The sequence below is a fragment of the Streptomyces sp. WAC07094 genome (assembly GCF_036320405.1).
GTDB lineage: Bacteria > Actinomycetota > Actinomycetes > Streptomycetales > Streptomycetaceae > Streptomyces > Streptomyces lannensis.
Map to the genome: position 1 here is coordinate 5,981,272 of NZ_JAVMJZ010000001.1, position 21,796 is coordinate 6,003,067.

Annotated in this window: 12 protein-coding genes; 7 read left to right on the plus strand and 5 right to left on the minus strand. The window is 70.2% G+C overall.

From position 1 onward, the window contains the following. Positions 1 to 266: 266 nt before the first annotated feature. From RCR19_RS26460 to RCR19_RS26470, 3 genes are read right to left on the minus strand one after another with little or no spacing between them, the layout of a single operon-like run. Positions 267 to 1,286 (minus strand): TolB-like translocation protein, encoded by a 1,020-nt coding sequence (locus tag RCR19_RS26460; protein WP_331267392.1) that lies wholly within the window; start codon positions 1,284 to 1,286, stop codon positions 267 to 269. Beyond that, the gene (locus tag RCR19_RS26465) at positions 1,283 to 2,548 is read right to left on the minus strand and encodes an MFS transporter (RefSeq protein ID WP_331267393.1); all 1,266 of its coding nucleotides are present in this window, start codon (positions 2,546 to 2,548) and stop codon (positions 1,283 to 1,285) included. Before RCR19_RS26465 ends, RCR19_RS26460 begins: the two co-directional genes overlap by 4 nt. A 1-nt stretch (position 2,549) precedes the next feature. Beyond that, positions 2,550 to 3,440, minus strand: coding sequence for an alkaline phosphatase family protein (locus RCR19_RS26470; protein ID WP_331267394.1), 891 nt, complete (start codon positions 3,438 to 3,440; stop codon positions 2,550 to 2,552). A 463-nt stretch (positions 3,441 to 3,903) separates the two neighbouring features. Between RCR19_RS26470 and RCR19_RS26475 the strand changes: the two genes are divergently transcribed. Then, a complete protein-coding gene (locus tag RCR19_RS26475) occupies positions 3,904 to 6,903 on the plus strand; it encodes a bifunctional [glutamine synthetase] adenylyltransferase/[glutamine synthetase]-adenylyl-L-tyrosine phosphorylase (RefSeq protein WP_331267395.1) in 3,000 nt (999 codons plus the stop codon). Here RCR19_RS26475 and RCR19_RS26480 read toward each other — a convergent pair. Both RCR19_RS26480 and RCR19_RS26485 read right to left on the minus strand, forming a co-directional pair. After that, positions 6,891 to 7,766: a phosphatase PAP2 family protein gene (locus RCR19_RS26480; protein ID WP_331267396.1), complete on the minus strand. Its 876-nt coding sequence runs from the start codon at positions 7,764 to 7,766 to the stop codon at positions 6,891 to 6,893. The two genes, RCR19_RS26475 and RCR19_RS26480, sit on opposite strands and share 13 nt — an antisense overlap. Positions 7,767 to 7,873: 107 nt before the next feature. Beyond that, on the minus strand, positions 7,874 to 8,908 hold the full coding sequence (locus RCR19_RS26485; RefSeq protein WP_331267397.1) for a LacI family DNA-binding transcriptional regulator: 1,035 nt from the start codon (positions 8,906 to 8,908) through the stop codon (positions 7,874 to 7,876). Positions 8,909 to 9,331: 423 nt separating this feature from the next. Between RCR19_RS26485 and RCR19_RS26490 the strand changes: the two genes are divergently transcribed. From RCR19_RS26490 to pulA, 6 genes are all read left to right on the plus strand, one after another. Further along, the gene (locus RCR19_RS26490) at positions 9,332 to 10,606 is read left to right on the plus strand and encodes an extracellular solute-binding protein (protein ID WP_331267398.1); all 1,275 of its coding nucleotides are present in this window, start codon (positions 9,332 to 9,334) and stop codon (positions 10,604 to 10,606) included. Between the two features lie 118 nt (positions 10,607 to 10,724). Next, positions 10,725 to 11,729, plus strand: a complete 1,005-nt coding sequence (locus RCR19_RS26495; RefSeq protein WP_059126002.1) for a sugar ABC transporter permease — start codon at positions 10,725 to 10,727, stop codon at positions 11,727 to 11,729. A 13-nt stretch (positions 11,730 to 11,742) separates the two neighbouring features. Next, positions 11,743 to 12,654 (plus strand): sugar ABC transporter permease, encoded by a 912-nt coding sequence (locus tag RCR19_RS26500; RefSeq protein WP_331267399.1) that lies wholly within the window; start codon positions 11,743 to 11,745, stop codon positions 12,652 to 12,654. Positions 12,655 to 12,832: 178 nt separating this feature from the next. Continuing rightward, complete coding sequence (locus RCR19_RS26505) at positions 12,833 to 14,512, plus strand: glycoside hydrolase family 13 protein (RefSeq protein ID WP_331267400.1); 1,680 nt, start codon at positions 12,833 to 12,835, stop codon at positions 14,510 to 14,512. A 262-nt stretch (positions 14,513 to 14,774) separates the two neighbouring features. Then, the gene (locus tag RCR19_RS26510) at positions 14,775 to 16,157 is read left to right on the plus strand and encodes an alpha-amylase family protein (protein ID WP_331267401.1); all 1,383 of its coding nucleotides are present in this window, start codon (positions 14,775 to 14,777) and stop codon (positions 16,155 to 16,157) included. 216 nt (positions 16,158 to 16,373) lie between these two features. Further along, complete coding sequence (gene pulA / locus RCR19_RS26515) at positions 16,374 to 21,791, plus strand: pullulanase-type alpha-1,6-glucosidase (protein ID WP_331267402.1); 5,418 nt, start codon at positions 16,374 to 16,376, stop codon at positions 21,789 to 21,791. The last annotated feature ends 5 nt before the right edge of the window (positions 21,792 to 21,796 follow it).

Below are 21,796 nucleotides of genomic sequence, written 5' to 3' on the forward strand. Positions count from 1 at the left end.
ACCGGTCACCGGTAATCGCTTATCGATCGTCGGTCATCGGCGGGAGTCCGGGCCGGCCGCGCCTCTGCGCGGCCCGGTGCGGGCTGTCGCGGTTCCGAGGATCAACCTGACTTGATTCCAAGTGAGCCGGTCTGGATGCGGGACAGGCTCCTGGGCTGTCCTGGGTCGGAATCGTGGGCACGGTGGGGCAGTACTGGGTCGACGGCCGGCCCAAGGCCGGTCACACACCAACGCGATGCCGTGCTTCTACGGTGGTGGCCCGGCGTTCAGTGGAGGTACGCCGGGGACACCGCCGCCGAGCCGATCCGCTGCGGGGCGCCCGTGCCGTCCGCGGGAACCCGGTACAGATCGGCCCCGTAGTCGCCGGGCAGCGCGTACACGATCGTGTGCGCGTCCCGCCACACCGCCTGGTCGTCGACGCTCCGCTCCTCCGCGAGCGGGGTCTCGCGCATCGTGCGCAGATCGAGGACGTACAGGCGCCAGGGGGCGTCCGCGGGCAGGCCCGCCACACGCTTCTTGTAGGCGATGCGGGTGCCGTCGGGGGAGAGTGACGGGCACTCCACGTTCGGGTGCAGCGTCGTCACCGTGTTCGTCGTCAGATCGCCGCGGATCAGATAGGTCTTCCCCTTCGTGGCCAGGGTCGCGTAGAAGGTGCGGTCGTCCGCCGAGAAGGTCACGCCCCAGAAGTTGACGTCGGGGGACCGGTAGGCACGGCCGTCCTTCATGATGCGGAACTGCTCCAGCGACGGGATCAGCCGGCCCGTCGCGGTGTCCACGATCGCGGTGCGCGTGGAGAAGTTCGTGCCCGCGTACGAGTCGCCGCCCACGAACGCCGTCCAGGCGGCGAAGCGGCCGCTGGGGGAGACCCGGGCGCGGGAGGGGATGCCCGGCACGTCGTAGTGGGCCGTGGTGTGCAGCCGGGCGTCCAGGATCAGCGCGCGGTAGGTGTCCGACACCGGGCCGTGCACCGCCTGGAGACACACGCCCGTGCCCGAGTCGGCGTAGAAGCGCAGGCACTTGACGCCTGACGCGGTCCGCGGGCCGCCCGGCGCCGTCGCCGGGACCGAGGTCAGTTCGTCGCGGTGCGGGCCCCAGGCCATGTTACGGAACACCAGCCGGCCCGGATCCGTCAGCGTGACCCGGCCCGCTGCGACCCGGGGACCCCCCGCCTGGGTGTGGTCGCGGCGCTCGGCCCGCGCCGACGCGTGCAGGACGGCCCCCAGCGCGACCGCCGTCAGGACGACGACGGCCGACGCCAGGACCAGGATGCGGGACCGCAGGGTCATGAGACGTGCTCCCGGGTCGGGCGGAGGGTGAAGGAGAAGACCGCGCAGACCGCGAGCGCCGCGGTCGACGCCGCCAGCGCCGTGCGGTCGCCCCATACCGTCCACGCCGCGCCGAAGAGCAGCGAGCAGGCGAACCGGGCCAGGGCCTGCCCGGTCTGTACGACGGCCAGCCCGGACGAGCGCAGTGCCTCGGGCACGCCGTCGGAGGCCGCCGCCATGAGGACGCCGTCGGTGGCCGCGTAGAAGGTGCCGTGCAGGGCGAGGACCGTGTAGGGCAGGGCGGTGCCGTGCCAGGAGGTGAGCAGCAGGCCGTACGCCAGGAGCAGGGCGCCGTGGCCGGCCAGGAAGATCCGCCAGCGGCCCACCCGGTCGGCCAGTCGGCCGAGCGGCACGGCGAGGAGCAGGAAGGCGGCGGCCGTTCCGAGCGGCAGCAGCGCGAACCAGCGGTCGGGGACCCCGAGGCGCCGTTGCAGCAGCAGATAGACGAACGAGTCGCTGACCGTCGCCAGACCCAGCAGCAGCGCGCAGATCGTGATGCGGCGCAGATCACGGCGGCGCAGCAGGGCCAGGGCGGCGCGCAGCGTCGGCCGGGGGCCCTCGGGGGCCGCCGGGGTGGACGCTCCGCCCGGCACGAACAGCACCAGCACCAGGACGCCCGCCACGGCCACACAGAAGCTCACCGTGAACACCGCGTCGTACCCGTCGACCGTGGCCCGCAGGATCAGGAACGCCACGAGCGGGCCGAACAGCGCGCCCGCGGTGTCCATCGCGCGGTGTACGCCGAAGGCCCGGCCACGGGTCTCCGGTGTGCTGGAGAGCGAGATCAGGGCGTCGCGCGGGGCGGTGCGCAGCCCCTTGCCGGTGCGGTCGGCGGCCAGGATCAGGCCGATCGGCGTCAGGGTGTGGGCGACCAGCAGCAGGGGTTTGCACAGCGCCGAGATGCCGTAACCGAGTCCGGCCACCCATTTGTGCCGGCCGCCGCCGCGGTCGGCGAGGTGCCCCCCGGCGAGCCGGACGAGTGCGGAGAAACCGTTGTAGATGCCGTCGAGCAGTCCGAAGCCCAGCGGCGACAGTCCGAGCCCCGCCACCAGGTACAGCGGAAGCACCGCCGTGACCATCTCCGAGGAGACGTCGGTGACCAGGCTGACCGTGCCGAGGGCGAGGACGGTGGGCGCGACCGCGTGGCGGCGCCGCCCGGCGAGACCCTGCCGGACGGCGCCTTCCGCGGACGGCGTGCTCGCGCGGCTGTCCGCTACGTACATGTCAGGACGCCCAGATGCCGGTGATGTCCTTGGCGGAGGCCGCGTTGCCCGCGTGGGTCGAGAGGCCCTGCGAGTCCTCCAGGGTGCGCAGCAGGTCGTAGTGGTTGTACGTGGTGGCGCTGCTGGCCCCCGCTGTCACCGGCTGCCCGTACAGGACCGTCGCGATGCGGTTGCCGCTGAGCCGGTTGTCCTCGTCGAAGGTGACGACGAGCAGGCTGTTGTGGGTCTTGGCCCAGGTGGCGTAGGCGCCGAGGTTGTTCTTCAGCCAGGTGTCACCGGAGGACACCGAGCAGTCGTGCATGTCGCTGCACAGGTTGGGGACCACGAAGGAGACGTGCGGCAGCGTGGAGTAGTCGGTCGGGAACTGGGTGAAGGTCTTCGCGGTCGACGTCGGCACGTTGCTGAAGCCGAACCAGGGGTTGTGCTTGCGGGCGTACTTGCCGCTGTTGCACGTGGTCGAGCCCTGGCTGGGCAGCGTCTCGTTGTAGCTCGCCCAGGTGCGGCCGGCCGCGATCAGCTCGGAGGCGAGGTTGCGGGCGGAGGAGAACCCGGGCGTGTAGCAGCCGTCGTCCGTGATGCCCTGGGTGGAACCCGAGAACATCGCGAAGTAGTTGGGCTGGCTGGGGTGGGTCTCGGCGTAGGACTGGGTCAGGTTGGCGCCGCCGGACTTCAGCGAGTTGATGTACGGGGCGCTGGAGGAGCCGATCACCTGGCTGTAGGCGTGGTTCTCGAAGACCACGACGACGACGTGGTCCGGGGTCGGGACGGCGCCCGCCGCGTGCGCGGGGGACTCGCCGCCGAGCCCGGTCCACAGCCCGATCGCCGCGGCGGAAAAGGCCGCCGCTGATGCCACTACGGCACGGGTGCGGCGGTACAGGGAACTGCCGGACACTTCAACCTCCGGTCGGGGGGAGGAGACGGGGTGGCGGTGCGCACAGAGCATGCACACGCCAAGGTTCCACCGCCTCACGCCGCCCGGCCCGCCGGATGAAGAGCCGGTGAACTACTTCCACAGCAAGGCCCGTTGGGTTGCGGCGGCAGGCCCGCCGACCCCGGCGGCGGAGTCGGGCGGCCTTCGGGACGGGACGCGACGGTCGTGGGCCACGACCCTCCGCCCGTGGTGCCACGACGGCCCGGCGTTCCCCGCGGCACCGGTTCCCGGCGTCTTCGCGGTCCGCCGCCCGGTATGCCCGTGCCCGGACGGCCGGACGCCCGCGGGGGCCCACCCCCCGCGTGACGGCGGAAGTCGTGACCCCCCGCACCGGGCCCCGTGCCGACCACCGGGGTTACGCTCGAGCTCGTACGACCTTGATCCGGTGGCTCGGACGAGAGCGGGTTGAACGGGAGGCCGAGGGATGACCGTGCCCCAAGGGCGCAGGAGCAGTACCTTCACGCGTCTGCTGCGGCACGGCTTCACCGACCCGTCGGCCGCCGAGCGGCTCCTGGAGAGCCCCGAGCTGGAGCCGATAAGGTCCGATCCGGTCCTGCTGGAGGCGCTGGGCGCGACCGCCGACCCCGATCTGGCTCTGCAGGGCCTCGTCCGCCTCCTGGAGGCACAGCCGGCCCCCACCGCCCGTCGCGAACTGCTCGACACGCTGATCGCCGCCAAGCCGCTGCGGGACCGGCTGCTCGGTGTCCTCGGCGCCTCCGCCGCGCTCGCCGACCATCTCGCCCGCCATCCCGGTGACTGGCTGGCCCTCGTCAACTATGAGCCGCACGACCTCCACCCCGGTGTGGCGGAGTTCGAGCGGCATCTCGTCGAGGCCACCGATCCCGTCTCCCTGCGTGTCGCCTACCGCCGCTGTCTGCTGTCGATCGCCGCACGCGATGTGTGCGGCACCATCGACGTCGCCCAGACCGCGGCCGAGCTGGCCGACCTCGCCACCGCCACCCTGCGCGGCGCCCTCGCCATCGCCTGCGCCGCGGCCCCCGAGGACGCCGGGAGCTGCCGGCTCGCGGTGATCGCGATGGGCAAGTGCGGCGGCCACGAGCTGAACTACGTCTCGGACGTGGACGTCATCTTCGTCGGCGAGGCCGCGTCCGGCGCCGACGAGGGCAAGGCGCTGCCGGCCGCGACCAGGCTCGCCTCGCACATGATGCGGATCTGCTCCGAGACCACCGTCGAGGGCAGCATCTGGCCCGTCGACGCCAATCTGCGGCCCGAGGGCAGGAACGGCCCGCTGGTGCGCACGCTCAGCAGCCATCTCGCCTACTACCAGCGCTGGGCGAAGACCTGGGAGTTCCAGGCGCTGCTCAAGGCGCGGCCGGTGGCCGGCGACATGGAGCTGGGCGGGAGCTACGTCGCCACCATCGCGCCGCTGGTCTGGCAGGCCGCCGAGCGCGAGAACTTCGTCGCCGACGTGCAGAAGATGCGCCGGCGGGTCGTCGCCAACATCCCGGTCGGCGAGGTCGAGCGTGAACTCAAGCTCGGTCCCGGAGGACTCAGGGATGTCGAATTCGCCGTCCAGATGCTGCAGTTGGTGCACGGGCGGTCCGACACCTCGCTGCGCAGCGGTACCACGCTCGATGCGCTCAAGGCGCTCGCGGCGGGCGGCTACGTCGGCCGTGTGGACGCCGTGCAGCTCGACGACGCCTATCGCTTCCTGCGCTCCATGGAGCACCGCATCCAGCTCTACCAGCTGCGCCGCAGCCACCTCGTCCCCGAGGACGAGGCCGACCAGCGCCGTCTCGGTCGCTCCCTCGGCCTGCGCACGGACCCCGTCCGCGAGCTGAACCGGGAGTGGAAGCGGCACACCGGTGTCGTACGCCGGCTGCACGAGAAGCTCTTCTATCGGCCGCTGCTGGACGCCGTCGCGCAACTCGGCCCGGGAGAAGCCCGGTTGAGCGCGGACGCGGCCCGGGAGAGGCTCGTCGCGCTCGGCTACGCCGACCCCGCCGCCGCGCTGCGTCATCTGGAGGCGCTGGCGTCCGGCGTCAGCCGCAAGGCCGCCATCCAGCGCACGCTGCTGCCCGTGCTGCTCGGCTGGTTCGCCGACTCCGCGGACCCGGACGCGGGCCTGCTGGGCTTCCGCAAGGTCTCGGACGCGCTCGGCAAGACCCCGTGGTACCTGCGGCTGCTGCGGGACGAGGGCGCGGCCGCCGAGAACCTGGCCCGGGTCCTGTCCGCGGGCCGGCTCGCCCCCGACCTGCTGATGCGCGCTCCGGAGGCGGTGGCCCTCCTCGGCGACGGGGACGGCGGCGGACTGGAGCCCCGCTCCCGGGCCCACCTCGAACAGGAGATCCTCGCCGCGGTGGGCCGTGCCGAGAACGCCGAGCAGGGGGTCACGGCGGCGCGCGGGGTGCGGCGGCGCGAGCTGTTCCGTACGGCCGCCGCTGACATCGTCGGCTCCTACGGCAGGGAGGACACACCCACCCGGCCGGATCAGGGCGCTCTGATCGACATGGTCGGCGGGGCGGTCTCGGACCTGACGGCGGCGACGCTTGCGGGCACGCTCCGCGCGGTGGTGCGCGCCGGCTGGGGAGACACCCTGCCCACCCGGTTCGCGGTCATCGGCATGGGGCGCTTCGGCGGCCACGAACTGGGCTACGGCTCCGACGCGGACGTGCTGTTCGTGCACGAGCCGCGCGAGGGCGTGGACGAACGCGAGGCGGGCGAGGCGGCGAACCGGGTGGTCGCGGAGATGCGCCGGCTGCTCCAGCTGCCGAGCAGCGACCCGCCGCTGCTGATCGACGCCGATCTGCGTCCCGAGGGCAAGTCGGGACCGCTGGTGCGCACTCTCAAGTCGTACGAGGCGTACTACCGCCGCTGGTCGCTGGTCTGGGAGTCGCAGGCGCTGCTGCGGGCCGAGCGCGTCGCCGGTGACGAGGACCTGGGCCGGCGCTTCATCGAGCTGATCGACCCGCTGCGCTATCCGCGCAACGGGCTCGACGACGAGGCGGTGCGCGAGATCCGGCGCCTGAAGGCCCGTATGGAGTCGGAGCGGCTGCCCAGGGGAGCCGACAAGACGCTCCACACCAAGCTGGGCCGCGGCGGTCTGTCGGACGTGGAGTGGACGGTGCAGCTGCTCCAGATGCGGCACGGCCGTACCGAAGCGGGTCTGCGCACCACGCGCACCCGCGCCGCGCTCTGCGCCGCGCGCGAGGCCGGACTGCTGCCGGACGAGGAGGCGGAGATCCTCGACGAGGCCTGGGTGCTCGCCTCGCGCGTGCGCAACGCGGTGATGCTGGTCCGGGGGCGGGCGGGGGACACCTTCCCCTCCGAGAGCCGGGAACTGGCCGCGGTGGGTCGATACCTGGGCTACGGGCCGGGGCACGTGGGCGACATGCTGGACGACTACCGGCGCACGACCCGCAGGGCCAGGACCGTCATGGAGGAGCTGTTCTACGGAACGTAGGCGCTGCCGCCGACGCCGACGGGAGCCAGGTTCCGGTGCCAGGTGCGCGGCAGCGTGTACGGCACGGCGCCGTACCACAGCGAGGCCACCGCGAAGCCGAAGGCCAGGCAGAGCGCCCCGCCGACGGCGTCCAGCCAGAAGTGGTTCGCCGTGGAGACGATCACCACCAGGGTGGTCGTGGGATACAGCAGTCCGAGGACGCGCACCCACGGCACCGTCGCCAGCGCGAAGATCGTCAGCCCGCACCACAGCGACCAGCCGATGTGCATGGACGGCATCGCCGCGTACTGGTTCGACATGTGCTTCAGATCGCCCGACGCCATCGAGCCCCAGGTCTGGTGCACCACCACGGTGTCGACGAAGTCCCCGCCGGTCATCAGGCGGGGCGGCGCGAGCGGGAAGAAGTAGTAGCCGAGCAGCGCCACCGCCGTGGTGGCGAACAGGGCCAGCCGGGTCGCCGCGTACCGGCCCGGATGGCTGCGGTACAGCCACACGAGGACACTCAGCGTCACCACGAAGTGCAGTGTGGCGTAGTAGTAGTTCATCCCCACGATCAGCCATGTCACCGAGTTCACGGCGTGGTTGACCGAGTCCTCGACGGCGATGTCCAGATGCTGCTCCAGGCGCCACAGCCAGTCGGCGTTGGTCAGCGCCTTGGCCTTCTGCTCGGGAACGGCGTTGCGGATCAGCGAGTACGTCCAGTAACTCACCGCGATGAGCAGGATTTCGAACCAGAAGCGGGGACGCCGGGGAGTGCGGATCCGTCGCAGCAGGCCCTGCCCCGCACGGTTCCCGCTCTCCTCCGCGACGGCGTCGGCGGCCTGCCTCCGGCCGTCCACCGCTGTCACGGTCTCGTCACCCATAGGCACAGAGTCTGCCAGAAGAGCGGCCGCCCACCGATCATCCCCTGGAAGGGTTCCGGCCCCGATTTCTCCATCCGATGGACCCCTGGGGGCCGGACGACTACTGCCTAGGTACGACTCCGGTCCCCAGGCGCCGAAGCGGTCGACCCCCGCACCACCAGCTCAGGCATGAACACGAATTCACTGTGGGGCGCGGGCGTCCCGCCGATCTCCTCCAGCAACGTGCGCACGGCCGCCTGCCCCATCGCCGGGACCGGCTTGCGGATCGTCGTCAGCGGCGGGTCCGTGAAGGCGATGAGCGGTGAGTCGTCGAAGCCCACCACCGAGACGTCCGTGGGGACTTCCAGTCCGTGCTGCCGGGCCGCGCGTATCGCCCCGAGCGCCATCATGTCGCTCGCGCACACCACCGCGGTGCACTCCCGGTCGATCAGCGCGGACGCCGCGGCCTGGCCGCCTTCCAGCGTGTACAGGGAGTGCTGGACCAGCCGCGACTCGATCTCGTCGGCGGACAGCCCGAGCTGATCCTGCACCGTGCGCACGAACCCCTCGATCTTCCGCTGCACCGGGACGAAACGTTTGGGCCCGAGGGCCAGACCGATCCGGGTGTGTCCCAGCGACACCAGGTGGGTGACCGCCAGGGACATCGCGGCGCGGTCGTCGGGGGAGATGAACGGGGCCTCCACCTTGGGCGAGAAGCCGTCCACCAGCACGAACGGCACACCCTGGGCACGCAGCCGCTCGTAGCGCTGCATATCGGCGGTGGTGTCGGCGTGCAGCCCCGAGACGTAGATGATGCCGGCGACCCCGCGGTCCACGAGCATCTCGGTCAGCTCGTCCTCGGTCGAGCCGCCCGGTGTCTGGGTCGCGAGCACGGGGGTGTAGCCCTGCCGGGTCAGCGCCTGCCCGATGACCTGGGCCAGGGCCGGGAATATCGGGTTCTCCAGCTCCGGGGTGATCAGGCCCACCAGGCCCTCGCTGCGCTGGCGCAGCCGGACCGGGCGCTCGTAGCCGAGCACGTCGAGCGCGGCGAGGACGGACTGGCGCGTGGTCGCCGCGACGCCCGGCTTCCCGTTCAGGACGCGGCTCACAGTCGCCTCGCTGACCCCCGCCTGGGCTGCGATGTCTGCAAGCCGTGTGGTCACGGGATGGGACTGTACCGGCCGTATGTCCGCTTGCCCACCAATGGGACGCCGGGCCCGGGCGGTTGAACGGCCCGCTGCGGGTTGCTGCGTCATCGCGCTCCCTCATCTTCTGATCGGCGTCCGGTCCGCAACGGGATGATCCCCGTGTCGGCAATGTGTGGCAAGAGCTTGCAGAGTCTTGCACAAGTGTCCGTGATCCCGCCGATCAGGCGTGAACACAAGACGTCAGGGCCTCACGAGGAGGTCACGGCCGGGTAACCATTGTCGGGTCTTTCATTTTTTTGCTGCAAGACCTTTCGCCGGGCTTTCATCGCTGTTACGTTCACGTCGCCCGGCGGCGGCAACGGCGCAGTCGGCAGTCGGCAGGGGCGGCGGACGGGACCGCCACCTGTAGCAACGGGCTTTCACCCTCAAGGAGAACTCATGCGGCGTGGCATAGCGGCCACCGCGCTGGTGGCGTCCCTCGCCCTCGCGGCGACGGCCTGCGGCGGAAGCGACGACGGCAGCGGCAAGTCCGACGGCCCGGTCACCATCACCTGGTGGGACACCTCCAACGCCACCAATGAGGCGCCGACGTACAAATCCCTGGTCGCGGACTTCGAGAAGGCCAACCCGAAGATCAAGGTCAAGTACGTCAACGTCCCCTTCGACCAGGCGCAGAACAAGTTCGACACGGCGGCCGGCTCCAAGGGTGCCCCCGACGTGCTGCGCTCCGAGGTCGGCTGGACCCCCGCCTTCGCGAAGAAGGGCTACTTCCTGCCGCTGGACGGCACCCAGGCCCTCGCCGACAAGGACAAGTTCCAGTCCAGCCTGATCCAGCAGGCCCAGTTCGAGGGCAAGACGTACGGTGTGCCGATCGTCACCGACACGCTGGCGCTGGTCTACAACAAGGCCCTCTTCGAGAAGGCCGGCATCACCGACGCGCCCAAGACCTGGGACGAGCTGAAGGCCGACGCCGCCAAGATCAAGGACAAGGCCGACGTCGACGGCTACTGGGGCTCCACCCAGGCCTACTACGCCCAGACGTTCCTCTACGGCGAGGGCACCGACACCGTCGACGCCTCCGCCAAGAAGATCACCATCACCTCGGACGCCGCGAAGAAGGCATACGGCACCTGGCTGAGCCTGTTCTCCGGCAAGGGACTGCACAAGGCCGACACCACCGCCGACGCCTACGCCCACATCCAGGACGCGTTCGTCAACGGCAAGGTCGCCGCGATCATCCAGGGCCCCTGGGAGATCACGAACTTCTACAAGGGCTCGGCCTTCACGGACAAGTCCAACCTCGGCATCGCCACCGTCCCGGCCGGCTCGGCCGGCAAGGCCGGCGCCCCGACCGGCGGGCACAACCTGTCCGTCTACGCCGGTTCGGACAAGGCCCACCAGGACGCGGCGCTGAAGTTCGTCAACTTCATGACCTCGGCGAAGTCGCAGGAGACCATCGCCCTGAAGAACTCCACGCTGCCGACGCGCGACGACGCCTTCAGCACGCAGGTCAAGGCCGACCCCGGCATCGCCGGCTACCAGGGTGTGCTCGCCGCCGCCCAGCCGCGCCCGGCGCTGCCCGAGTACAGCTCGCTGTGGGGCCCGCTCGACACCGAGCTGCCCAAGATCGCGGGCGGCAAGGAGCCCCTGGACAAGGGCCTGAGCAACGCGGAGCTCGCCATCGCCAAGCTGGTTCCGGACTTCAGCAAGTAAGAGCGCGTGGCCCTGGCCGCCGGATCCTCCTGAGGGAAGGGGGGAAGGATCCGGCGGCCATCGGCCCGTGCCCAGGCCCACCCCTTGATCTGCAGACCGTTGAGAAGGTTGTCGAACCATGACAGTCGCCATCGACCGCGCCACCGGCAAGCGCCGCGGTGACCGCGCGCCCCGGCCCGGCCTGGGCCGGCGCCTGAGGAGCGGATACCAGAAGCACTGGTACGCGTACGCGATGATCGCGCCCGTGGCCGTCGTCCTCGGCGTCCTCGTGCTCTATCCGCTGGTGTACGGCTTGTACCTCACGCTCACCGATGCCAACAGCCTGAACACCGCCCGCACGATCGGCGTCAACCACATCGACGCCACGTACAAGTTCATCGGCCTCGACAACTACAAGGACATCCTGTTCGGGCCGACCGCGTACGACCGTTTCTGGTCGCACTTCATCTGGACGATCGTGTGGACCGCGCTGTGTGTGGCGCTGCACTACACCATCGGGCTGGGCCTGGCACTGCTGCTCAACCAGAAGCTCCGGGGACGGACCTTCTACCGACTCGTGCTCATCCTGCCGTGGGCCGTGCCCACCTTCGTCACCGTGTTCGGCTGGCGCTTCATGCTCGCCGACGGCGGCATCATCAACTCGGCACTGCACGCCCTGCACCTGCCGGCGCCGTCGTGGCTGGAGGACACCTTCTGGCAGCGCTTCGCCGCGATCATGGTGAACACCTGGTGCGGTGTGCCGTTCATGATGGTCTCGCTGCTGGGCGGCCTGCAGTCCATCGACACCTCCTTGTACGAGGCCGCCGAGATGGACGGGGCGAGCCCCTGGCAGCGCTTCCGGTACGTCACTCTTCCGGGTCTGAGGTCCGTCAGCTCGACCGTCGTCCTCCTCGGCATCATCTGGACCTTCAACCAGTTCGCCGTCATCTTCCTGCTGTTCGGCAATACCGCGCCGGACGCCCAGATCCTTGTCACCTGGGCGTACTACCTGGGCTTCGGACAGCAGCCGCGCGACTTCGCGCAGTCCGCCGCCTACGGCATCCTGCTGCTGGCCATCCTGATCGTCTTCACCTCGTTCTACCGACGCTGGCTGAACCGCAACGAGCAGCAGCTCGCGATCTGAGGAAGGAGTTCCCATGAGTACGACCACCGTCGAGACCTCCGCCGAGGTGACCGGGCCCGGCGCCGCTCAGGCCCGCCCGTCCAAGGTGCGCAGGCGGGGCGAGCACGGCCCCGTCGCGTCACTGGCCTCCCACGGCGTACTGATCGTCGCGAGCCTTGTCGCCCTCTTCCCGATCGCCTGGCTGATCTTCCTCTCCCTCGGTCCGGACAAGGACGACTACCTCCACCCCGGGCGCATCTGGCACACGATGACGTTCGACAACTACTCGTTCGTGCTGCAGCACACGAACTTCTTCGACTGGCTGAAGAGTTCGCTGATCGTCTCGCTCGGCACCACGGTCATCGGCGTCCTCGTGGCCGCCACCACCGGCTACGCGGTGTCCCGGATGCGGTTCCCCGGCTACCGCAAGCTGATGTGGGTGCTCCTGGTCACCCAGATGTTCCCGATCGCGGTGCTCATCGTGCCGATGTACCAGATCCTGTCGGACCTGGGGCTCATCGACAGCTACCTCGGTCTGATCCTCGTCTACTGCTCGACCGCGGTGCCCTACAGCGCCTGGCTGCTCAAGGGCTACTTCGACACCATCCCGTTCGAGATCGACGAGGCCGGGCGGGTCGACGGGCTGAGCCCCTTCGGCACGTTCGCACGGCTGATCCTGCCGCTGGCCAGGCCCGGTCTGGCGGTCGCCGCGTTCTACAACTTCATCACCGCCTTCGGCGAGGTGGCCTTCGCCTCGACGTTCATGCTGGACGACTCCAAGTACACCTTCGCCGTCGGTCTGCAGAGCTTCGTCAGCGAGCACGACGCACAGCGGAACCTGATGGCCGCCACCGCGGTGCTGGTGGCGATACCCGTCTCCGCGTTCTTCTATCTGGTGCAGAAGAACCTGGTGACCGGCCTCACCGCGGGCGGCACCAAGGGCTGAGCGCCCTCACCGGGTTCCCGCGCGCCTGACCCGCGCGGGTGGCGGCCGCGGTACCCCATCCGACCCCGCGGTCACCGCGGCCGCCTCGTCACCCTCCGCCCGACCCGCCTCGACGACCCCCACTCCCTCCCCGCAACCGGCCCGCCCGGGCGGGGACCCGCATCGCATCAAGGACGCCATGAGCCAGCACTCCGCCGACCCGGCCCCGGACACCGCCCTCGCCACCGTCGCCACCCGCCGCGACTGGTGGCGCGACGCGGTGATCTACCAGGTCTATCCGCGCAGCTTCGCCGACAGCAACGGCGACGGCATGGGAGACCTGGAGGGTGTACGTTCCCGACTCCCGTATCTGCGCGACCTCGGCGTGGACGCCGTGTGGCTCAGTCCCTTCTACGCCTCGCCGCAGGCCGACGCCGGCTACGACGTCGCCGACTACCGCGCCGTCGACCCCATGTTCGGCAACCTCCTGGACGCCGACGCGCTGATCCGCGACGCCCACGGTCTGGGGCTGCGCATCATCGTCGACCTGGTTCCGAACCACTCCTCCGACCAGCACGAGTGGTTCAAGCGGGCGCTCGCCGAAGGCCCCGGCTCGCCGCTGCGCGAGCGCTACCACTTCCGCCCGGGCAAGGGGGAGAACGGCGAACTGCCGCCCAACGACTGGGAGTCCATCTTCGGCGGCCCGGCCTGGACCCGTACCGTCGAACCCGACGGCACCCCCGGCGAGTGGTATCTGCACCTCTTCGCGCCCGAGCAGCCCGACTTCGACTGGGACCACCCCGCGGTCGGCGACGAGTTCCGCTCCATCCTGCGCTTCTGGCTCGACATGGGCGTCGACGGGTTCCGCATCGACGTCGCCCACGGCCTGGTGAAGGCCGAGGGACTGCCCGACCTCGGCAGCCACGACCAGCTCAAGCTGCTGGGCAACGATGTCATGCCGTTCTTCGACCAGGACGGCGTCCACGCCATCTACCGGCAGTGGCGCACCGTTCTGGACGAGTACGCCGGGGAGCGCGTGTTCGTCGCCGAGGCCTGGACCCCCACCGTCGAACGCACCGCCAACTACGTCCGCCCCGACGAACTGCACCAGGCCTTCAACTTCCAGTACCTGAGCGCCGACTGGGACGCGGCCGGGCTGCGCGTCGTCATCGACCGCACCCTGGAGGCCATGCGCCCCGTCGGCGCCCCCGCGACCTGGGTGCTCTCGAACCACGACGTGACCCGTCACGCCACCCGCTTCGCCAATCCGCCCGGTCTCGGCACCCAGATCCGCACGGCAGGCGACCGCGAGCTGGGGATCCGGCGGGCGAGGGCGGCCACCCTGCTCATGCTGGCGCTGCCCGGGTCGGCGTACATCTACCAGGGCGAGGAACTCGGTCTGCCCGACGTGGTCGACCTGCCCGACGAGGTGCGCCAGGACCCGGCGTACTTCCGCGGCGCGGGGCAGGACGGCTTCCGCGACGGTTGTCGTGTCCCGATCCCGTGGACCCGCACCGGGTCGTCCTACGGCTTCGGCACCGGCGGCAGCTGGCTGCCGCAGCCGGAGGGCTGGGGCGACCTGAGCGTCGAGGCACAGCAGGGCGTGGCCGGCTCCACCTTGGAGCTGTACCGTTCCGCGCTCGCCGCGCGGCGCGAGCAGCCGGGTCTCGGCGCGGGCGACGCGGTGGAGTGGCTGCGTGCCCCCGAGGGTGTACTGGCCTTCCGGCGCGGGGACTTCGTCTGTGTCGCCAACACCACCGGTGAGTCGGTCGCCGTCCCGGCGCATGGCCGTGTGCTGCTCGCGAGCGACGAGGTGACCGAGGCGGACGGTGAGGTGAAGGTGCCGGCCGACGCGACCGTCTGGTGGACGGCCGTCTGACGCTTCGCAAGGTTTCGGGGGCCCGTCGTCCGGGATGGACGGCGGGCCTCTTCGTCCGCTGCCGCGGCTCCAACACCCGGTGATCCCGGCCTGGTTGGCAGCCATGACAGGAACATGCCCGAGGGGTTGACCGTCGTGGACGGGGCTCGTACGGTCTGCTCCACTGCAAGTGGTTGAAAACTTGCAGCAATTCCCCGCAGCCAGTCCCAGGGTCCCCGACAGGCGCCCTCAGCAGATCCTTCAACGGAGAAGGAACCCCCACATGGCCAGCAGAACGCTCTCCGGCGCCCTCGCCCTCGCGGCGGCCGCGTCGGTCGCACTCGCCGTCCCCGCCGGGACCGCCCAGGCCTCCCCGCCCGGTACCAAGGACGTCACGGCGGTCCTCTTCGAGTGGAAATTCGCCTCGGTCGCCAGGGAGTGCACCACGACCCTCGGCCCGGCCGGCTACGGCTACGTGCAGGTCTCCCCGCCCGCCGAGCACATACAGGGCTCGCAGTGGTGGACGTCCTACCAGCCGGTGAGCTACCGGATCGCGGGGCGCCTCGGCGACCGTACGGCCTTCCGGAACATGGTCGACACCTGCCACGCGGCAGGCGTGAAGGTCGTCGTGGACACCGTCGTCAACCACATGTCGGCCGGCAGCGGAACGGGCACGGGAGGCTCGTCGTACACGAAGTACGACTACCCGGGCCTGTACTCGTCCGCCGACTTCGACGACTGCACCGCCCAGGTCACCGACTACCAGGACCGCTGGAACGTGCAGCACTGCGAACTGGTGGGCCTCGCCGACCTGGACACCGGTGAGGAGTACGTCCGCAAGACGATCGCCGGCTATATGAACGACCTTCTCACCCTCGGCGTCGACGGCTTCCGTGTCGACGCGGCCAAGCACATCCCGGCGGCCGACCTGGCCGACATCAAGTCCCGGCTGACCAATCCCTCCGCGTACTGGAAGCAGGAGGTCATCTACGGAGCGGGCGAGGCCGTGCAGCCCACCGAGTACACGGGCAACGGCGACGTCCAGGAATTCCGCTACGCCTACGACCTCAAGCGGGTGTTCACCAGCGAGAAGCTGGCCTACCTCGGCAACTACGGCGAGGGCTGGGGCTACTTGAACAGCTCGGTCGCCGGAGTCTTCGTGGACAACCACGACACCGAGCGCAACGGCTCGACCCTGAACTACAAGAGCGGCGCGAACTACACGCTGGCGAACGTCTTCATGCTGGCCTGGCCCTACGGGGCGCCGGACGTCAACTCCGGCTACGAGTGGTCCGACGCCGACGCGGGCCCGCCGAACGGCGGCCAGGTCAACGCCTGCTGGCAGGACGGCTGGAAGTGCCAGCACGCCTGGCCGGAGATCAAGTCGATGGTCGCCTTCCGCAACGCCACACGCGGCCAGGCGGTCACCAAGTGGTGGGACAACGGCGGCAACCTCATCGCGTTCGGCCGCGGCAGCAAGGGCTATGTGGTGATCAACCACGAGAGCACGGCGGCCGACCGGTGGTACGAGACGTCGCTGCCCGCGGGCACCTACTGCGACGTACAGGGCAACAGGACGGTGACGGTCGACGGCAGCGGCTGGTTCCAGGCGTCGGTCGCCCCGAACACGGCGCTCGCCCTCTATGCCGGGAAGTCGAGCTGCTGAGTCCGGACACCCGCCGAGGCCCGCTGCCCGCCCTTCCCGGGGCAGCGGGCCCTCGGCCGTCGTACGTCCGCCGGTGCAATTGTTTTCCGATGGTTTCAAGGCTCTTGCTGTAAGGCTTGCATGGACGGTACGGTCGCGCGGGCGCCCGGCGACGGAGCCGTGCCGCGGCGCAGGGGTCGGACCCGATCGAGCCGTAATCGCAAGGAGTTCACGCCTGTGATACCGAGATGGCCGGCGCCCCGCAGGCGCCCCGCCCAGAGCCGGACCAGGGTCGCGGCCCTCACCGTCACCGCACTCGCCGCGGCACTCATGCCGCCTCTGGCCGCGCAGGCCGCCACCGTGCCACCGCCGCCGTCCGACGCGCGGCTCGCGGCCGAGCCCGCACGGCACGACGCGACCCGGGAGCAGTTCTACTTCGTCATGCCGGACCGCTTCGCCGACGGCGACGCCTCCAACAACCGCGGAGGGCTGACCGGTTCGCGTCTGTCCACCGGGTACGACCCCACCGACAAGGGGTTCTACCAGGGCGGTGACCTCAAGGGCCTGACCAAGAGGCTCGACTACATCAAGGGCCTCGGCACCACCGCCATCTGGATGGCGCCGATCTTCAAGAACCAGCCGGTGCAGGGCACCGGTTCCGACGCCTCGGCCGGCTACCACGGTTACTGGATCACCGACTTCACCCGCGTCGACCCGCACTTCGGCAGCAACGACGACCTGCGGATCCTCATCTCCAAGGCGCACGCCAAGGGCATGAAGGTCTACTTCGACGTCATCACCAACCACACCGCCGATGTCGTCGACTACAAGGAGAAGTCCTACGGCTACCTCTCCAAGGGGGCGTTCCCCTATCTGACCAAGGGCGGGCGTCCCTTCGACGACGCCGGCCACGCCGACGGCACGAACGGCTTCCCGGCCACGGACGCCGACTCCTTCCCGCGCACCCCGGTGGTCCCCGCCGCGAAGAAGGACGTCAAGGTCCCCTCCTGGCTCAACGACCCGACGATGTACCACAACCGCGGTGACTCCACGTACGCCGGCGAGTCCACGACATACGGCGACTTCTCCGGGCTCGACGACCTGTGGACCGAGCGTCCCGAGGTGGTCGAGGGCATGGAGAAGATCTACGAGCGGTGGGTGCGGGACTTCGGTGTCGACGGCTTCCGCATCGACACCGTGAAGCACGTGAACATGGAGTTCTGGACGCAGTGGGCGACGGCACTCGACCGGTATGCCGCCGCGCACGGACGCAAGAACTTCTTCATGTTCGGCGAGGTCTATTCCTCCGACCCGTCGGTCACGGCCCCGTACGTCACCCAGGGGCGCCTCGACGCCACCCTCGACTTCCCCTTCCAGGAGGCGGCCCGCCAGTACGCCTCCCAGGGCGGCAGCGCGCAGAAGCTCGCGGGCGTCTTCGCGAACGACTACCGCTACACGACCGACAAGGCCAACGCCTACGAGCAGGTCACCTTCCTCGGCAACCACGACATGGGGCGGATCGGCTCCTTCCTGGAGCAGGACAACCCCGAGGCGTCGGACGCGGAACTGCTCGGCAAGGACCGCCTCGCCAATGAGCTGATGTTCCTCAGCCGCGGCAATCCGGTCGTCTACTACGGCGACGAGCAGGGCTTCACCGGCTCCGGCGGCGACAAGGACGCCCGCCAGACGATGTTCGCGTCCGAGGTCGGGGACTACCTGGACGACGACGAGATCGGCACCGACCGCACGCACGCGAGCGATGCCTACGACACGAGTGCGCCGCTCTACCGGCAGATCAGCACGCTCTCCGCGCTGCGCAGGGACAACCCCGCGCTCGCCGACGGCGTCCAGACCGAGCGGTACGCGGCCGACGGCCCCGGCATCTACGCCTTCTCCCGCACGGGGAGCGACGGGACCGAGTACGTCGTCGCCTTCAACAACGCCGGCGAACAGAAGACGGCCACGTTCGCGACGGGGTCGGCGGCGATGGCGTTCCGCGGCATATACGGGACCGACACGCAGGTCAGGAGTGGCGCGGACAAGAAGGTCACCGTCACCGTCCCGGCCGGGTCCGCCGTCGTCCTCAAGGCCGCCGCCCGTCTCGGCACCCCCGCCGCAAAGCCGACCCTCGTCCTGAAGGCCCCGGACGCCGGCGCCACCGGCACCGTCGACCTCACGGCCGACGTCGACGGCGGTCTGCTCGACCGGGTCGTGTTCGCCGCCCAGACCGGCAACGGGCCCTGGCATGTACTCGGTTCGGCCGACCACGCCCCGTACCGGGTCACCCAGACCATCGACAAGGAAGCGGCCCCCGGCACCGTCCTGCGCTACAAGGCGGTCGTGGTCGACACGGCAGGCCGCACCGCGAGCGCCACAGCCACGAGCACCACCGGCACGCCGCCCACGCCCGAGGTCCCCACGGCCTCCTCCCGCGACTATGCCGTCGTCCACTACAAGCGAGCCGACGGCGACTACGCGAACTGGAACCTGTACGCCTGGGGCGACCTCGCCGACGGCGAGGCGACCGAGTGGCCGGCCGGCCACCCCTTCTCCGGGCGCGACGCCTACGGCGCCTTCGCCTGGGTCAAGCTCAAGCCGGGCGCCTCGAACGTGGGCTTCCTGGTCGTCGACAGGAACGGCACCAAGGACGTGTCCGCCGACCGTGCCATCGACGTCACCAGGACCGGCGAGGTCTGGATCGAGCAGGGCAAGGAGACCGTCCTCACCGAGAAACCGGCGGCCGACTACCCCGCCCAGGACAGGACGAAGGCGATCCTCCACTACCACCGCGCGGACGGTGACTACGACGGCTGGGGGCTGCACATCTGGACGGGCGCGGCGAACCCCACCGACTGGTCCGACCCGCTGAAGCCGGTGCGCACCGACGCGTACGGCGCGGTCTTCGAGGTGCCGCTCACCGAGGGCGCCACCGGCCTCGCCTACATCGTCCACAAGGGCGACGAGAAGGACCTGCCCTCCGACCAGTCGCTGGACCTCACGGCGAACGGCCACGAGGTGTGGCTGCTGAACGGCCAGGAGAAGTACCTGCTGCCCCAGCCCGAGGGCAGCGCGGCCGCCCTCGACACGACCACGTCCAAAGCCGTCTGGATCGACCGCGACACCCTGGCCTGGAACGGTGCCGACAACGCCGCCTCGACCCAGTTGCTCTACTCCCACGACGGTTCGATCGCCGTCGAGGACGGCACACTCACCGGCGACGACGAGCGCTGGCTGCGGCTGACGAGGACCACGCTCACCGACGCGCAGAAGGCGAAGTTCCCGCAGCTGAAGGACTACACGGCCTGGTCCGTCGACCCGCGCGACCGGGACCGGGTGCGCGAGGCGCTGAGCGGTCAGCTCGTGGCCTCCCAGCGCGCGGTGAACGGCGCCGTGACGGCCGCGACGGGAGTGCAGATCGCCGGTGTCCTGGACGATCTGTACCCGGGTGCGACCAAGGCCGCCCTCGGCCCGGTCTTCCACGACGGCCGGCCGACCCTGTCCGTGTGGGCGCCGACGGCCCAGAGCGTGCACCTCGACCTCGACGGCACCGCCGTCCCGATGCGCCGTGACGCCGCCACCGGCGTCTGGTCCGTCGGCGGCCCGGCGTCCTGGAAGAACAGGCCCTACCGGTACGTCGTGAAGGTCTGGGCGCCCAGCGTCCGCAAGGTCGTCACCAACGAGGTCACCGATCCCTACTCGGTCGCCCTGACCGCGAACTCGGAGCGCAGCCTGGTCGTCGACCTGAACGACAGATCCCTCGCCCCGCGCGGCTGGTCGACGCTCGCGAAACCGAAGGCCGTGCCGCTCAGGGACGCCGAGATCCAGGAGCTGCACATCCGGGACTTCTCGGCCGCCGACGGCACGGTCCCGGCGAAGGACCGGGGCACCTATCTCGCCTTCGCCGACAAGGACAGCGACGGTTCCGCGCACCTGCGCGCGCTGGCCGAGGCCGGGACGTCGTACGTCCATCTGCTGCCCGCCTTCGACTTCGCCACCGTCCCCGAGAGGCAGGCCGACCGGACGAGCCCCGACTGCGACCTCACCTCCTACGCACCCGACTCGGACAAGCAGCAGGAGTGCGTCACGAAGCCCGCCGCCAAGGACGCCTACAACTGGGGTTACGACCCGTACCACTACACGGTCCCCGAGGGCTCCTACGCCACCGACCCGGACGGCACCGCCCGTACGCTCCAGTTCCGCGAGATGGTCAAGTCGCTGAACCAGGACGGCCTCAGGGTCGTCATGGACGTCGTCTACAACCACACGTCGGCGAGCGGTCAGGCGGAGACCAGCGTCCTGGACCGGATCGTGCCGGGCTACTACCAGCGGCTCCTCGCCGACGGCTCGGTGGCGAACAGCACCTGCTGCGCCAACACCGCGACCGAGAACGCCATGATGGGCAAGCTCGTCGTGGACTCCCTCGTCACCTGGGCCAAGGAGTACAAGGTCGACGGGTTCCGGTTCGACCTCATGGGCCACCACCCGAAGGCCAACATCCTCGCCGTGCGGCGGGCCCTCGACGCGCTGACCGTCGAGAAGGACGGTGTCGACGGCAAGAAGATCATCCTGTACGGAGAGGGCTGGAACTTCGGCGAGGTCGCGAACGACGCCCGCTTCGTCCAGGCCACGCAGGCGAACATGGCCGGCACCGGCATCGCCACCTTCTCCGACCGGGCGCGTGACGCGGTGCGCGGCGGCGGCCCCTTCGACGAGGATCCCGGCGTCCAGGGCTTCGCCTCCGGTCTGTACACCGACCCCAACTCCTCGACGGGCAACGGGACGTCCGCCGAGCAGAAGGCCCGCCTGCTGCACTACCAGGACCTCATCAAGGTCGGTCTGAGCGGCGACCTCGCCGGCTACCGCTTCACCGACACGGACGGCAGGAAGGTCACCGGAGCCGAGGTCGACTACAACGGTGCACCGGCCGGCTACGCGGACGCACCGGGTGACGCCCTCGCCTACGCCGACGCGCACGACAACGAGTCGCTCTTCGACGCGCTCGCGTACAAGCTGCCCAAGGACACCTCCGCGTCCGACCGGGCCCGTATGCAGGTCCTCGCCATGGCGACGGCCGCCCTCTCGCAGGGCCCCTCGCTGTCCCAGGCGGGCTCGGACCTGCTGCGCTCCAAGTCCCTCGACCGCAACTCGTTCGACAGCGGCGACTGGTTCAACGCCATCCACTGGAACTGCCGGGACGGCAACGGGTTCGGCCGCGGGCTGCCGCCCGCGGCCGACAACCGGTCCAAGTGGCCGTACGCGGGGCCCCTGCTGACCTCGATCGAGGTGGGGTGCGCACAGATCGACGGCACCTCCGCCGCGTACCGGGACCTGCTGACGATCCGTACGACCGAGCCCGTCTTCTCGCTCGCGACCGCCGACGAGGTGCAGTCGAAGCTGTCCTTCCCGCTTTCCGGCAAGGACGAGACGCCCGGTGTGATCACGATGGAGCTGGGCGATCTGGTCGTCGTCCTCAACGCGACGCCGCAGCGGCAGGAGCAGACGGTCGCGGACCTGGCGGGCAAGGCCTACGCGCTGCACCCGGTGCAGGCCGCGGGCGCGGACCCTGTCGTCAAGACGTCCTCGTACGCGGAGGATTCCGGCACGTTCGCCGTTCCGGGTCGCACGGTGGGGATCTTCTCCAGGGTCGGACGCTAGGACAC

Bases quoted from the DNA above. Each gene is read 5' to 3' on its own strand.
- RCR19_RS26460 (WP_331267392.1), bottom strand. From the start codon at position 1,286: ATGACCCTGCGGTCCCGCATCCTGGTCCTGGCGTCGGCCGTCGTCGTC.
- RCR19_RS26465 (WP_331267393.1), bottom strand. From the start codon at position 2,548: ATGTACGTAGCGGACAGCCGCGCGAGCACGCCGTCCGCGGAAGGCGCC.
- RCR19_RS26475 (WP_331267395.1), top strand. From the start codon at position 3,904: ATGACCGTGCCCCAAGGGCGCAGGAGCAGTACCTTCACGCGTCTGCTG.
- RCR19_RS26480 (WP_331267396.1), bottom strand. From the start codon at position 7,766: ATGGGTGACGAGACCGTGACAGCGGTGGACGGCCGGAGGCAGGCCGCC.
- RCR19_RS26490 (WP_331267398.1), top strand. From the start codon at position 9,332: ATGCGGCGTGGCATAGCGGCCACCGCGCTGGTGGCGTCCCTCGCCCTC.
- RCR19_RS26495 (WP_059126002.1), top strand. From the start codon at position 10,725: ATGACAGTCGCCATCGACCGCGCCACCGGCAAGCGCCGCGGTGACCGC.
- RCR19_RS26500 (WP_331267399.1), top strand. From the start codon at position 11,743: ATGAGTACGACCACCGTCGAGACCTCCGCCGAGGTGACCGGGCCCGGC.
- RCR19_RS26505 (WP_331267400.1), top strand. From the start codon at position 12,833: ATGAGCCAGCACTCCGCCGACCCGGCCCCGGACACCGCCCTCGCCACC.
- RCR19_RS26510 (WP_331267401.1), top strand. From the start codon at position 14,775: ATGGCCAGCAGAACGCTCTCCGGCGCCCTCGCCCTCGCGGCGGCCGCG.